The sequence below is a fragment of the Leuconostoc aquikimchii genome, assembly GCF_040838325.1.
GTDB classification, from domain to species: Bacteria; Bacillota; Bacilli; order Lactobacillales; family Lactobacillaceae; genus Leuconostoc; species Leuconostoc aquikimchii.
The window spans coordinates 1570362-1584531 of record NZ_JBFPER010000001.1 but is presented as its reverse complement, the minus strand read 5'-3'; the positions used below and the strand labels follow the sequence as shown (position 1 = coordinate 1584531).

Sequence of the window (14170 nt, the reverse complement as noted above, 5' to 3'; positions counted from 1 at the left end):
AGTGATTAGACACGATAACTTGCAATAAGTGATTTGATAACGTCAATATGTTGATTATAATCTACTAAACGTACATTTTCATTTGGTGCATGATCACGCGTGTGGGCATAGCCAATGCCAAGGCTAGCAATTGGTGCTTGCAGAGCATCATGCATAATAGCCATAGGGCCTGTACCGGGGGATGTGGGAATAACGACGGGCAGTACATTGTAATATTTAGCAGCTACAGCGATGACGCGGGTTATTTCCGGATCAGACATATCACTACGATAACCAGGTTGACCTAAAGTTTTAGTAACAATAATATCTGAAAATCCCTGTGCTTGCAAATGCTTTTTTATATGTTGCAAGGTAGTATCAGGCAGCATGTTTGGGACAAGACGTGATTCTAATTTAGCGGTTGCCGTGGCAGGCATAATTGTTTTAACACCTGGGCCAGTGTAGCCTGATGTGATACCTTCAATGTTAAGTGTTGGTTGAAAATACAAAGTTGCCTTTAAATCAGCATCATGAAGGTCAGAATGCAAAGGGGTAGTTAAACCATGTTGTGTGATGAATGATTCTCGTGTGAGAGGCAATGATTGAACGAGTTGTTTTTCACGTTCATTTGGTGACAAGACATCGTCATAAAAATGTGGGACTACAATGTTGCCATCATGGTCAAATAAAGAAGCAATGGCTTGTGATAAACGTAAAGCAGCCGAATTTGCAGTAGCTGCCAACGACGAATGTAAATCATTATTTGCTGTCGTAACAGAAAAATCAAAAGTAACGATACCTTTATTACCACCAAATATTTCAATCACGTCTTGGTCATTTTTACCACCAGATTCCCAAATGATTAAATCGGCCTTGAGTATATCATGATATTTAGCCAGATAATCTTGCAGATGTCGTGAGGCTGTTTCTTCTGAGCCTTCAACAATGAATGTGATGTTAATTGGTAGCTCATTATTATTTTCAGATAAATATTCGGCAACTGCAGCAAGTCGTGCAGTGAGATTACCTTTATCATCATCAACACCACGTCCATATAGTTTACCATCTCGTGATGTTAAGGTCCATGGATCGGACTGCCATAAATTTAACGGTTCGGCGGGTTGCACGTCATAGTGGTTATAAATAACAATAGTACTTGCATGTGGGTTGTTCGTCGTAAACTGTGCTAGCACGATAGGTGCAAAATAGCTGTCATCATAAGTTACTTTGGCACCAAGTGTACGAAAAGCATCTGCGATAAGTTGTGCTGTTTCCGGTAAATATGCTTCTTTTGCAGAAACACTTGGCAGTGCAACGAGCTGTTTGAGCAGTGAAATATATTGTGCGCGAATGCTCATTAACTTTCTCCTATGATTGTTATGTACCTGCAAAACAATTTGCAGTGTGATGATAAATTTATGATGCAAAGTCATGCTTAATTATTTATGATAATCCCAAACAGTAATTTGAGCTGAACCATAAAACTTTTTGACAAGGGTTTTAGTTTCTTTGGTTTGTAGTGACTTGACAACATCTTTATAAATTTGCTTGTCCTTGTCTTTTTTGTTGGCTGCGATAAAGTTGAAGTATTGTTCAGAATCCTTATTCAAACTTTCAATATAAATCGCTGAATTGACATCTAGTTTAGCTGACTTTGCGAAATTTGTGTTGATGACAGACGCACCAATAGTAGGGTCCTTTAGCGAAGAGGCAGTTTGCGACCCATCAACTGGGGTTATTTTGAGATTTTTTGGGTTGTCAGTAATATCTTTTGGTGTTGCTTTTGTTGTGTTTTTAATTTTAATCAAACCAGCTTCTGCCAAGAGATGTAGTCCGCGATTTTCGTTGGTAGGGTCGTTAGCGATTGTAATTTGATCACCAGATTTGATATTTGAAATATTTTTATACTTATCTGAATAAATTCTGAGTGGGGTTGTCCATGTGTCACCAATGGCGACAATATCTGTCTTATATTGCGCATTCCAATTAGCCAAATAGGGATAATTTTGGAATGCATTTAAGTCAACATCACCAGCAGACAATGCTTTATTTGGTTGCAAGTAGTCGGTGAATTTTTTTGTCTTCAAGGTAATGCCATATTTATCTTTGGCTGTTTTAGTGACAGATTTCCAAATCTCGTCTTCATTTTTATCACCAGCCATGACACCAATTGTGACAGTCTTTTCAGAGGCTTTGTTGCTCTGATTACCAAATGTAAAGTAGGCGCCAGCCGCAATAACAACAACGGCGATACCGCCGATAATCCAGTTCGTTTTTTTACTCATAGTGAGTCTCCATTTCAATTGTAGGTACGCGGGCTGTATTATTTACTAAAATCAGTATCCCAAGCAGCAAGTTCAACGCCATCATAGGCTTTATTGATCGCATCTTTAGTCGTTTGTGTATGATATGATTTGACAACGTCTTTTAGGACTTGTTTGTTTTTGTCAGCATTTTTAGCAGCTATAATATTAACCCATTGATGCGAGTTTTTATTGATAGGTTCAACAAATATTGCTTTTTTGTAATCTAATCCAGCCGTATCTGCATACGTGCCATTGACCACTGCACCTTGTACATCTGTCAATGATCGTGCCGTCTGATCTGCAGCTAATTCCTTGATTTTTAATGATTTTGGGTTTTTGGTAATGTCTTTAACAGTGGCTGTTGTTAAACCAGATTTTAGATCAATCAGTCCGGCGGCCTTCAAGACATACAACGAACGGCTCTCGTTTGACGTGTCATTTGGTACAACAATGGTATCACCTGTTTTGTATTCTGACACTTTTTTGTAGGTGTTTGAATACAAACGAATAGGTGAGATAACAGTGTCGCCTATTGAAACAATCTTATCGCCAGTTGCCTTGTTTGACGCTGCTAAGAAGGCATAGTGCTGGAAGGCGTTAATATCAATATCGCCGGCAGCTAAGGCTTTGTTTGGTTGATTGTAGTCTGAAAATTGTTTGAATTTCAAGGTAATCCCGTATTTATCTTTAGCCGTTTTAGATACGGAATCCCAAATAGTTGTATCCTGCTTTGATCCTGACATAATACCAACTGTGACAACTTTATTATTGGATTTTGTAGCGGCTTGATGCCCAAAACTAGCATAGGCGACACCGCCAATGACGACGATAGCCACACCACCGATAAGCCAATTCTTTAATTTACTCATAATTTCTTCTCCCAAATAGTTTGTGTTATGGTGCAAGCAATGATTTTAAAAATAAACATGTATGATACGGTTATGATTGGCTTAATAGCACAAAAAAACCGCTACTGTACACTTAAATACAGAAGCGGCTAAAATAGCGCGTTACCATTCTGAGTTGTCAGCTAAAATTGCTAATAGCTTGCTCACTAACCATCGGGCATCGGGAGATGATCCTAGCCGAATGGTGTGCCCAATAACGCGGGCCAAACCGTTGTCAACTAAATGGTAAACCAATTCGTTAACACCAATCACAGGTCATTTTCACAATCGTACGCACGCTAATTTACATCAACCATTAGCTTTCTAGGCTTTGCTTAATTGTTACTTTTCTGTTCAACTTGTTTATTTCTAAAATCGTTAAACCCTATATTACTCACAACCTTAAGATTTGTCAACTACTTTCTTTGAATAATCAAAGAGTAGGCTGAAAATAGTGATTAAAATGATACTTGAACCGAGTAATGTGAGGTGTTGAAGATAAGTTGATATCAGTGCTGATATATAGGCGCCAAATAAAAAGGCTAGAATAATTAATGAAAATAGACCAGCGTTTCGTAATGCCGTTTTATTTTTTGTATAAAAATAAGTCATTAAATTCGCGCCGACATGACGCAAATTACCAGTTGACATCACACTAGTGAAAGGTAAACCGTGTACTTTTGGAAAGGCATCCAATTGTATTGCTAAGAAAAACGATAATAATGTGATGAACGCCGTACTAGATATTTGTGTCTGTACAAGCACAAGTAAACTAATTCCGACTGCTTCGACAATCAAACTATGTTGTTGTGTTGATAATTTGCCCGGTTTGAATTTATGTTTGAGAATATTGTTAAAGGCGGCGCCTAATAAGAAAAATAGAATGGGTATGAGGAAGCTTAAGGCATAATGGTATTGGCCTCTGGCGAGTGAAATCCCAGCTTGAATAATGTTTCCTGTTTGCAAACTGGCGAAACGTTCGGCGTGATACTGAAAAGTATAGGCATCAACGAAACCTGAGTTGGTAGCTAGTAGCAGGGCAATGGGCAGACGTTCTTGAATCGGATGTGTGTTGGTTTCAGACATAATAAAAAGTGTAAGCAAAATCATCATCAGTGATAATTTTGTTGTTCCTTCCAAATAAAATTTACTTTCTTATTTTACGCTATTTTGATAAGTGATGTTGCTTTTTTTGAGTGAGCGACAGTTTTTAAAATAAAGCAACTGCTAGGCAGGTAAATTAATTGGTTTGAACGACAGTTTTTGTTATAATATGAGCAATAAGGGGATAACTATGAGGATATTTATTAAATTTATAATTGCCGCAATGTTGACATTTTTGTTCGGTTTGGAAGTTGTGCAGGCAGATTATCGCGTGACAAACTACCAACAAGATGTCCATATTGCAGAAAATGGTATGGCCACTATTGATAAGACTGTGACTTACAAGTTTGATGATGATATGAATGGGGTATATCTGAAAGAAAGTTTAACCAAACCGGTTAATGGTTATAAACCATATCAGTGGGGTGGATTACAAACGATTACTATTGCTCGTAATGGTGAAAAACCGCAACCAATTGCTCCGCAAGTTGGGGATGCAAATATTGGGTACGTGATGTCAAAAACGCGCTCGAGTGTAGAAGAAAAGGTCTACTATCCAATTAAAGCAGACGACGACTTGACGGTCAAATATACTTATCAGTTACAAAATCTCATTATAAATTGGGATGATGTCTCTGAACTCAATTGGCAAATTATTTCAAATTGGGATCAAACATTAGAAAATGTCAAAATTACTGTATTCCTACCTAATCAACCGGCAAAAACACTCAAAGGTTGGGTGCATGGCAGTTCAATAGGTCACCTGACTGTCGATAAAAAGCGTGCGCAATTACGTGTGACAACAGCGCGGGTTAAAGCGAATCAGGTACTAGAATTACATACCTATTTTGATAAGTCACAAATGCCGTTGAATACAAATATACAATCTGGTCACCGTGCAAAAATCATATCGCAAACAGAAGCAGAGCGAACAATTAAGCATAATAAGACACTGCGATTGGTTACTATTTATGGTTTTATTGTGCTACCAATTGTTTTCATAGCGGTGTTGATATTAACGATGTGGTACAAGTTTCGTATTCGCCATCAGTTACGCCAAGCACAACAAAAGAGTGGCATAAATATGGCCGCTATTCACATTTATGACATACCAAATGATTTAGGTCCAGCATTAATTAATGCCCGTATTAGACAACAAGCGGATGTCTCTAAAGTTATAGTAGCTACCCTGATGGACTTGATTGCTCGCCGAAAAGTTACGATTACTTATCAAAATGTTAGTGATATAGATAATGCAATTTATCGTGTCGTTGACGAAAGCGGCTTACGTCAATTTGAAATCGTGCTGATTGATATGATTTTTGGCAAAAAAAGAGTGGTTGTGTATCAACATGAATTTCAAGAACAAGAATCACGTGTGTCAAAACGCATTCATCAGGGCATCGATAAGTTTCAACGCGAAATTACCGCTGATGAAGCTAAAAACAGCATAATTGATTCAGTGACGACAAATAAAGTGACGCGTACTAAAATTCTGATGATGGCGTTGCTAACCATTGTTGGCGGTAGTGCCATCATTGGACTGTTTTTTATGGCCAACTACAGTAACATTTGGCAATTATGGTTAGTGGCGGGTAGTATGTTTATCATAAGCATTGTAGTCTTGCTGATTATAGGCCAACAGCAAACGACATTCTTCACTGTGCCCGATGGTGTCGCCGAAAAATGGCAGTGGACGGGTTTTGCAGCGATGCTACACGATATTGCAAATCTTGATGACAAAACAGTACTTGATGTACAGTTATGGGATAAATTACTGGCTTATGCCGTTATTTTTGGTGAAGCAAATCAGGTAGCAAAGACACTCAAACTTTGGGCTGAAGATACTAATATGGCAGTGATTAATTTACCAGTATATATGATATATAGTAGTCTTGGTGCCAATTGGTCAGTAAATTTGGCTAATAACATTCAAACTAATGCTGGCTTTGAAAGTAATGTTTCTGGCAATGGTGGCAGTTTTTCTGGTGGTTATTCCGGCGGCGGTGGTGGTGGCGGCGGTGGCGCTTTTTAAAATTTACCAGCCTATGTTATCAAGATAGTGATCGTTCAAAACTTGCGTCTACCCTTACGTTTTGGTACAATTAGTCTATAATAATTCCTGAGGGAGTAACTGGCGGTTTTTCCGCGATAATACCGTCAAAGCGAGCAAATTTTTTTGCTTATATCGAACGCACAGTTCCGGTACTATCTTAAATGGTGAGACTCATGCAAATAACTGGTGTAAGTTCGGCCAGTCACATTTGCACGAGTTTTTTTATTTGAAGTGACCCACAGGATGTAAACGCATGATGCGTAGGAGGAAGTTATGGCAGAACAGCCATTGTACAATCAAGATGTCACGAAAGTGTTGTCTGATTTGCGAACAGATGAAAAAAAGGGTTTGACACAAACTGAAGCGGCCCAGCGGCTGCTTTCTGATGGTCCGAACCAACTCAAAGAAGCGGTTTCTACAACACTTTTCCAAAAATTCATTAATCAATTTAAAGATTTTATGATTGCAATTCTATTAGTAGCAGCTGTTGTGGCAGCTTTTACTGGTGAATTAGTGGATGCCATCTTTATTTTGGCCATAGTGATTATCAATGCTGTTTTTGGTGTATTTCAAGAAGCTAAAGCAGAAGATGCGATTAATGCTTTAAAAGAAATGTCAACACCAAATGCTAACGTGATTCGTGATGGCAAGGAAATGTCTGTTAAATCAACAGAGTTGGTGACAGGCGATGTTGTCCGTTTGGAAGCCGGTGATATTGTGCCTGCTGATATACGCATTATCGAATCGGCTTCGTTACAAATAGAAGAAGCGTCATTAACTGGTGAATCTGTACCAGTTGATAAAGCAGCTGGTACGTTAACGGCGACTGATCTGCCATTGGGGGATCGAACAAACCTTGGCTATATGAATACCAATGTGACATATGGCCGTGGTGTTGGTATTGTTGTCGGTACCGGTATGGCCACTGAAATGGGACATATTGCAGGTATGCTTGAATCTGCCGATGAAACTAAAACACCGTTACAAGAAAATCTTATTAAATTAGGCCGTGTTCTAACTTACTTAATTTTGGTCATTGCAGCCATTACTTTTGTCGTTGGCTTAGCACGCGGTCGAGAAACAATTATTGATATGCTGTTGACATCAATTTCATTGGCTGTCGCAGCTATTCCAGAAGGTTTACCCGCGATTGTGACAATCACATTGGCGCTTGGGACAACACGTATGGCAGCACGCAATGCCTTGATACGTAAATTACCAGCCGTTGAAACGCTGGGTTCAACGGATATTATTGGTTCTGATAAAACAGGGACATTAACGCAGAATAAAATGACCGTTGAAAAGATTGTTGTTAATGCTGAGATATCTGACGCGGCAACGACTGAGCCACTATCAGGCACATACGGTCGTTTAGCAGATATTTTAGCTTTAAACAACGATACGAAACGCACGGAAAATGGCTACATTGGCGACCCAACGGAAACAGCGTTAATTGCCTTTAATGAAAACCATCATCGTGATATTGACAAATTATTTAGTGAGATGCCGCGTTTGGCTGAAATTCCATTTGATTCAGAACGTAAGTTAATGTCAACGGTTCATCCTGCGCCAAATGGTTATATTGTTACCGTTAAAGGTGCACCAGATGAGTTATTAAAACGCGCAACACAAATTGAAATGGCTGGTAATATTGTCGCGTTGACAGATGATATTCGTGCCAAGTTATTATCAATTAACTCAGAATTAGCAACACAAGCTTTACGTGTATTGGGATTTGCTTACAAGCTATCTGATACTGTACCAGAAGAAATGACGTCAGAAGCAGTCGAAAATGATTTGGTCTTCACTGGTTTTACGGGTCTAATTGATCCAGAACGTCCAGAAGTGGCACAAGCAGTTGCTGAAGCCAAAATAGCTGGTATCCGATCAATGATGATCACAGGTGATCATCGTGATACGGCTGCTGCCATTGCGATTCGTCTTGGTATACTAGACGAAAAAGACAAAGAAACAGCAGTTATTTCAGGTTCTGATTTGGACAATATGACTGAAGAAGAATTTGCGGCAAATGTTCATAAATATAGTGTTTATGCGCGTGTTGCGCCAGAACATAAGGTTAAAATTGTGAGTGCTTGGCAAAAGAAGGGCAAAGTTGTTGCAATGACTGGTGATGGTGTCAATGATGCACCAGCACTGAAAACAGCAGACATTGGTATTGCCATGGGTATCACAGGTACAGAAGTTTCAAAGGGTGCCTCAGATATGGTATTGGCTGATGACAACTTTGCAACAATTGTTCATGCTGTTGAAGAAGGCCGAAAAGTCTTTGCTAACATACAAAAGGCATTGCAGTACTTACTAGCATCCAATTTGGCTGAAGTTATTTCGATTTTTGTAATGACGCTGTTAGGGTGGAACATCTTAGCGCCAATCATGATTTTGTGGATTAACTTAGTGACCGATACTTTGCCTGCTATTGCTTTAGGTGTTGAACCAGCACAAAAAGATGTGATGACACAAAATCCCCGCGGACGTCGTGCAAGTTTCTTATCAGGTGGTGTTGGCGCAGCAATTGTTTGGCAAGGCATCTTGCAAGCTGTGATTGTATTATCAGTTTATGGCTTTGCTTTAGCGTATCCAGTTCACCTAGCTGACGCAGAAGCACACCGCGATGCCTTGACAATGTCGTTTATGACATTGGGACTTATGCAGATGTTTAACGCAATCAACGTGAAGTCAGTTTATGGTTCAATGCTTGGACCACAGGCATTTCAAAACAAATTATTTAATTGGTCATTACTCGGTTCGTTAGTTGTTATGTCAGCAGTCGTTGTTATTCCAGCACTTAACCCTGTATTTCATGTTTCTCATTTAGATAGTTATCAGTGGACGATCGTGTTATTTGCGGGAATAAGTATTATAATTATTGTTGAGATAGTGAAACTCGTACAACGACAGATCTTTAAAAAAGGATAATCAAGACATTGGCAAAATTTAATCCAAAACAAGCACAAATTTATATTCAGACGTTGCAAAATGTTCTAACAAATACTGAAGAGACGGCAACACGTGTCTCACCATTCTTTACAAAGTTAGATGATGCGAAACAAGCTGATAAAATTGCAGAAATACCAACGGCAGAGTTCGCTGAAATTAAGGCGGAGTTTGAAGATACGGTAGAGAACTATAAAAATAATGCGGCACAACTCACCTCAGCGTCAGCGCCGATTCGTTTACTTGGCGTACACAAATCGTTAACAGCGGCTTACGTGAATTATACGGCGGCGACCCAATTAATGGCTGATGCAGTGCGTGTTTCTGATCAAAGTATTGATTCAGAGAAGTATGAAAAATCTGAGCAAGAGCAATCAATTTATCTTGAAAAAATTCATATAGCAGTCGCTAAAATTATGAATTCAGGTATGTAAGTTTGAACATTTTTGGTACAGTAGTCATATTGTGTGAATAATAGTCATAAAAGGGTCAACAGATGTAAAGTCTGTTGACCCTTTTTTATGTGGTTGTCATTATTTTGCCTGATCTGGATCAACACCATAGATTTCAATATGAAATCCAGTGATATTTAAGCCACTGGCTTGACGTGCGGCTTCAAAAAGCGGCGCGACATCAAAATTATCCGCATCAATAATTTCGTTTGTGCTGCTATTAATAATATGATAATGTGGTTCGCCATAGTAATCATAATGGCGCTTGTCGTCTTTTAGTGTATCAATGACAATAATAATGCCAACATCGACTAGTTTGTCAAGTGTGTTATATATGGTTGCTAGACTAATGCTACTAAGATCGACATGGATCATTTCTGCCGTTGGGTGCGTTTCATGTGTCATTAAGTAGTCTAAAATTGACAATCGCTGAAATGTCGCTTTTAGACCATGACTTTGTAATATGTCGCGTAACGTTTGATCTACCATAATATAACCTCCTATATTATAAAATATTATACCACGTACTATAGAATGTTTCTAATTAACTTGATTTTTTATATAAACTTTGATATAACTAAATTAGAATAATTCTAAAAAGGGGGAATAATGGTTAAACAAAGTTTAATGCAACGTAACAATTTAATTAGAGCAGCAGTTATGGGTGCAAACGATGGCATTTTATCAGTATCTGGTATTGTTTTAGGTGTAGCTGGGGCTACAAGTCATACGGATACGATTTTACTAGCAGGTTTTGCGGGGATGTTAGCAGGCACCGTATCGATGGCAATGGGGGAATACGTTTCAGTTAGTTCACAACATGATGCACAAGAAAAAGTGAGGCGGGTGCAAACAGATGCTTTAGCAGCAGATTATGATGGTGAATTTTCTTACGTCGCAGAAAAGTATGTCAAGGAGGGTATCTCACCACATTTGGCCAAGCAGGCTACTGAAGAGATGATGACAAAAAATGCTTTAAAAACGACCGTACGTGAACGTTATGGCTTTTCATTAGATCATGAATTAAGTGCAGGTGGGGCAGCATTAGCATCGTTAATTAGTTTTCCGATAGGGTCAATTTTACCAATGGTCGCTATGTCGTTAACGCCAAGAGATATGCGTGAAGTAGCAACTTTTATTGCAGTGATTATTGCATTATCTATTACAGGATACGCAGCGGCATCTCTCAATGGCGCTAATAAAAAGCGTGTTGTGTTGCGAAACGTCATTGCAGGTGTATTTACGATGATTGTCACGTATGTCATAGGTTCATTATTTAGATGAGAGGAGGGGACTTATAGTTAAACCACAAATTATAAGTACAGTTAAAACATGGCTATAAAGTTAAAAAAAGAACACGTGAAAAAAGAACAAGCAACAATGGACGAACGATTAAATGCTATTCGTGCAGGTGTTTTGGGTTCAAATGATGGCATTTTAACGGTTGTTGGCGTTCTATTTTCTGTTGCTGCAGCAACGACAAATAATTTCGCTATTTTCATTGCAGGTTTGGCTGATTTAATGGCCTGTGCCTTATCAATGGCTTCTGGTGAATATGCTTCAGTGAGTTCACAGTCAGATAGTGAAAAAGTTGTTGTTGCACAAGAACGCGACTTATTAAAAACAGACTTCTCAGGACAACATCGATCAGTTGAAAATTTTTATGTTGATCGTGGTGTAACACGCACAACAGCTCAAGCAATTGCAGATGAATTACTAAGTAAAAAGCCGCTAGAAACCATGCTGAGTACCAAATATGATATTACTTTAGGCCATTATATGAATCCATGGTCAGCAGCGTGGGCCTCATTATTTAGTGCAGCAATTGGTGGCGTTTTTCCATTGGCAGCATTAATTTTGTCACCGGTACGGTATCAATTTAGTGCAACCATAGCAGCTACGGTAGTTGCTGTTGGTTTAACCGGTTTGTTAAGTGCAAAAATGTCTAATGGTTTGGTTAAGCGTGCAATGATTCGCAATGTTATGATTGGGTTGATTACTATTGGCATACATTATGGCATCGGAAAATTATTTTGAGATAATTTTTTAATACGCGTCTTACAAAAATTTGGCATAATAGAGTTATGTTAAATAAAATGAAACAATATTGGCAAATACTGGATAAAAAATTAAAATTATCAACTTTGGTGACGTTATTTTCGCGTGCGCAAGTTGGTTATGTTGGCCCAACTTTTGCCTATTATGCGCTATTAACCGTTTTTCCTATGTTAATCGCAATTGCAATTATTATCTCAATTACGAATGTCAGTCAAACAAATATCATTGCGGTGATACAAAGCATCCTGCCAAGAGATATTGAAACAATTGTCTTGCCTATTTTACAATCGGTTTTATCATCAAAAAGTACCTCCTTACTATCTTTTTCTGTGCTATTTACTCTGTGGACGGTATCAAGAGTGATTTCAGTTTTTCGAGTATCATTTAATCGTATTGCCGATGTAGAGGATCGTATTAGTAATTTGTTGTCGCGATTTTGGTCGTTTATCTGGTTATTGATTATAATTGCTGCTTTTGGTGTTTTAATGATTGGCAGTAATATATTGACGATTGTCGTACAGCTCGTACCGAGTAACCAATGGACATCGTTCTTACAGCATCAAACAAGATGGTTGATTTGGCTTGGGATGTGGGGCGCACTGATTATGATGAACTATTTGTTGCCCACAAAAGAAGGCCGTGCGCCACTGAGATTTGTTGCTATTGGCAGTTTTATAGAAGTGGCTGCGTTAAATTTGTTGAACGTTGGTTTTACCTGGTATACTAACTTGGCTGTCAAGCAGTATGATTTCTATCAGTCAATGAGCGCCATTATTGTGCTGTTAATTTGGTTAAATTTGATTGCGACCGTTTTAGTGACAGGCTATGTTTTAATTCAATGGTTGACGGTATTAAAACGTGCTAAAATAATCAGTATTTAGAAAGTTAGGGATCTAATCGTGTTTGAAGAGAGTGATTTTAAAATATTCGATGTGACGTCGTTAGCTGGGCGGATGACGCTTATTAAAGACGTTATTGATCCGAAATTTGAGCAATCCGCTGCAACGATTTTACCAATATTAAATAAAAATTGGCAACAATGGTACGCACATGTTGCTAAACATTTACGTCGCACAACGTATGCGCCTGATAATACATGGGTTGCTTTTGCACCAAATAAACGTGGTTATAAAATGATGCCACATTTTGAACTGGGTATTTGGGCTGATCATGTTTATTTTTATCTTGCAGTAGAAGAGAACATGAAACCAAAAGAAACAACAGTCATTGTTGATAAAATGATGTTAGTAAGCGACATGGTCGCAAAATTACCGCGTGAATTTGTGTTAAGTGTAGACCATATGGTCAATGTTTCAACGCCGCTAACTTTACCAACATATGATGTTGCGGTGCAACGCTTTTCAGATACAAAACACAGTGAAGTGTTAATTGGCATTAAATTATTACTTGGTGACAAGCATTTTAAAACGGCAACAGATTTATCTCAAATAACTGATGCACTCGCATTATTGTTACCAATTTATAACAAATTAAAATAAAAGTTCGCTACACATTGTAGCGAACTTTTTTAATGATAAATTAATAGCATAGATAAGGCCAACATAAGGACATAACCCATATGTTGCCAATTGCCTATTCGAGCTTTGACAAATTGCAAAATAAAAGCAAATAAGCTAAAAATAATAATGAATATTGTGCTGACGTCAACGGTGTGGCTAAGAAGCGTTACCCAGAATAAGCCTAATGTTAAAATACTTAATTTACGGCCATCGGGATTTGGCATTAAAATTGGGGTAAAGTAGAATCCAAACCCAAACAACATTGGTAAAAGTTGCCAGATGAAACGTTGGGTTAAGAAGTTGTTTGTGATATAAAAAATACTAACCGGAATGGCAAAAGTTGCTAAAACACTTAACAACAGTAAACCAAGCCAATTTTGCAGGCCAATCCAAGTTTGTTGTACGGCAATGAAGAAAGCGCTAAACAAAAGAAGTAAAATAAACACTTCATGTCGCGTTTGAATCAGCGAACTAAAGGTGAAGAGCATACTCAAGGCTACGAACAGATAACTGAGAATACTACGAAAGTTTTGAGTCATCATCAGGGTTATCGCAATCGCAATGGTGACAGTATAACCAAACAGTGGGATAAGTTGCCAAGTGATTGCGGCACCTGATAACGCTTTTGTATGTAATAAGGGTTGACGCCACCAAACAAGATTTAAACTGATAACGATAACTAATAATGGCACCCAACGGCGCCAATCAAAAAAGCCAGCCGGCGTAAAGTTTTCATAGCTGCGCTTTTCTTGCGGGTCAGTCGTGATACGCCGCGGAATAGGCCGGCCATCAGGTAGACGATGCGATTGTTGTTGATTATTATGACTATCCATAATTAATATTGTACCCTAAT

The 14170-nt window shown here is 38.4% G+C and carries 13 protein-coding genes; 7 read left to right on the top strand and 6 right to left on the bottom strand.

The genetic code is table 11. The annotated features are described in order from the left end of the window. Positions 1–5 precede the first annotated feature (5 nt). The 4 genes from AB3K24_RS07725 to AB3K24_RS07710 form a co-directional block, all read right to left on the bottom strand. Positions 6–1337 carry a M20/M25/M40 family metallo-hydrolase gene (locus AB3K24_RS07725; RefSeq protein ID WP_367974867.1) on the bottom strand — a complete coding sequence of 444 codons (1332 nt, stop codon included), beginning with the start codon at positions 1335–1337 and terminating at the stop codon, positions 6–8. An 81-nt stretch (positions 1338–1418) separates the two neighbouring features. Continuing rightward, positions 1419–2264: a MetQ/NlpA family ABC transporter substrate-binding protein gene (locus AB3K24_RS07720; protein ID WP_367974865.1), complete on the bottom strand. Its 846-nt coding sequence runs from the start codon at positions 2262–2264 to the stop codon at positions 1419–1421. 38 nt (positions 2265–2302) lie between these two features. Then, on the bottom strand, positions 2303–3154 hold the full coding sequence (locus AB3K24_RS07715) for a MetQ/NlpA family ABC transporter substrate-binding protein (RefSeq protein WP_367974863.1): 852 nt from the start codon (positions 3152–3154) through the stop codon (positions 2303–2305). 420 nt (positions 3155–3574) lie between these two features. Then, complete coding sequence (locus tag AB3K24_RS07710) at positions 3575–4258, bottom strand: YoaK family protein (protein WP_367975605.1); 684 nt, start codon at positions 4256–4258, stop codon at positions 3575–3577. Positions 4259–4466: 208 nt separating this feature from the next. Between AB3K24_RS07710 and AB3K24_RS07705 the strand changes: the two genes are divergently transcribed. From AB3K24_RS07705 to AB3K24_RS07695, 3 genes are all read left to right on the top strand, one after another. Continuing rightward, positions 4467–6311, top strand: a complete 1845-nt coding sequence (locus AB3K24_RS07705; RefSeq protein ID WP_367974861.1) for a DUF2207 family protein — start codon at positions 4467–4469, stop codon at positions 6309–6311. A 294-nt stretch (positions 6312–6605) separates the two neighbouring features. Then, a complete protein-coding gene (locus tag AB3K24_RS07700) occupies positions 6606–9269 on the top strand; it encodes a cation-translocating P-type ATPase (protein ID WP_367974859.1) in 2664 nt (887 codons plus the stop codon). An 8-nt stretch (positions 9270–9277) separates the two neighbouring features. Further along, a complete protein-coding gene (locus AB3K24_RS07695) occupies positions 9278–9721 on the top strand; it encodes a chemotaxis protein (RefSeq protein WP_367974857.1) in 444 nt (147 codons plus the stop codon). A 99-nt stretch (positions 9722–9820) separates the two neighbouring features. On the opposite strand, the gene AB3K24_RS07690 is transcribed toward AB3K24_RS07695, so the two are convergent. After that, positions 9821–10228: a Fur family transcriptional regulator gene (locus AB3K24_RS07690; RefSeq protein WP_367974855.1), complete on the bottom strand. Its 408-nt coding sequence runs from the start codon at positions 10226–10228 to the stop codon at positions 9821–9823. A gap of 120 nt (positions 10229–10348) precedes the next feature. On the opposite strand from AB3K24_RS07690, the gene AB3K24_RS07685 reads away from it, so the two are divergent. From AB3K24_RS07685 to AB3K24_RS07670, 4 genes are read left to right on the top strand one after another with little or no spacing between them, the layout of a single operon-like run. Beyond that, positions 10349–11023: a VIT1/CCC1 transporter family protein gene (locus AB3K24_RS07685; protein ID WP_367974853.1), complete on the top strand. Its 675-nt coding sequence runs from the start codon at positions 10349–10351 to the stop codon at positions 11021–11023. A 48-nt stretch (positions 11024–11071) separates the two neighbouring features. Further along, positions 11072–11776 (top strand): VIT1/CCC1 transporter family protein, encoded by a 705-nt coding sequence (locus AB3K24_RS07680; RefSeq protein ID WP_367974852.1) that lies wholly within the window; start codon positions 11072–11074, stop codon positions 11774–11776. A gap of 47 nt (positions 11777–11823) precedes the next feature. Further along, entirely contained in the window at positions 11824–12678 is an 855-nt protein-coding gene (locus AB3K24_RS07675; protein ID WP_367974850.1) for a YihY/virulence factor BrkB family protein, read from the top strand. An 18-nt stretch (positions 12679–12696) separates the two neighbouring features. Then, the gene (locus AB3K24_RS07670) at positions 12697–13296 is read left to right on the top strand and encodes a DUF1054 family protein (RefSeq protein ID WP_409201745.1); all 600 of its coding nucleotides are present in this window, start codon (positions 12697–12699) and stop codon (positions 13294–13296) included. Positions 13297–13325: 29 nt separating this feature from the next. Here the strand turns inward: AB3K24_RS07670 and AB3K24_RS07665 are convergent, their stop codons facing one another. Continuing rightward, complete coding sequence (locus AB3K24_RS07665; protein WP_367974848.1) at positions 13326–14150, bottom strand: hypothetical protein; 825 nt, start codon at positions 14148–14150, stop codon at positions 13326–13328. Positions 14151–14170: the final 20 nt, after the last annotated feature.

Bases quoted from the DNA above. Each gene is read 5' to 3' on its own strand.
- AB3K24_RS07725 (WP_367974867.1), bottom strand. From the start codon at position 1,337: ATGAGCATTCGCGCACAATATATTTCACTGCTCAAACAGCTCGTTGCA.
- AB3K24_RS07720 (WP_367974865.1), bottom strand. From the start codon at position 2,264: ATGAGTAAAAAAACGAACTGGATTATCGGCGGTATCGCCGTTGTTGTT.
- AB3K24_RS07715 (WP_367974863.1), bottom strand. From the start codon at position 3,154: ATGAGTAAATTAAAGAATTGGCTTATCGGTGGTGTGGCTATCGTCGTC.
- AB3K24_RS07710 (WP_367975605.1), bottom strand. From the start codon at position 4,258: ATGTCTGAAACCAACACACATCCGATTCAAGAACGTCTGCCCATTGCC.
- AB3K24_RS07705 (WP_367974861.1), top strand. From the start codon at position 4,467: ATGAGGATATTTATTAAATTTATAATTGCCGCAATGTTGACATTTTTG.
- AB3K24_RS07700 (WP_367974859.1), top strand. From the start codon at position 6,606: ATGGCAGAACAGCCATTGTACAATCAAGATGTCACGAAAGTGTTGTCT.
- AB3K24_RS07690 (WP_367974855.1), bottom strand. From the start codon at position 10,228: ATGGTAGATCAAACGTTACGCGACATATTACAAAGTCATGGTCTAAAA.
- AB3K24_RS07685 (WP_367974853.1), top strand. From the start codon at position 10,349: ATGGTTAAACAAAGTTTAATGCAACGTAACAATTTAATTAGAGCAGCA.
- AB3K24_RS07680 (WP_367974852.1), top strand. From the start codon at position 11,072: ATGGCTATAAAGTTAAAAAAAGAACACGTGAAAAAAGAACAAGCAACA.
- AB3K24_RS07675 (WP_367974850.1), top strand. From the start codon at position 11,824: ATGTTAAATAAAATGAAACAATATTGGCAAATACTGGATAAAAAATTA.
- AB3K24_RS07665 (WP_367974848.1), bottom strand. From the start codon at position 14,150: ATGGATAGTCATAATAATCAACAACAATCGCATCGTCTACCTGATGGC.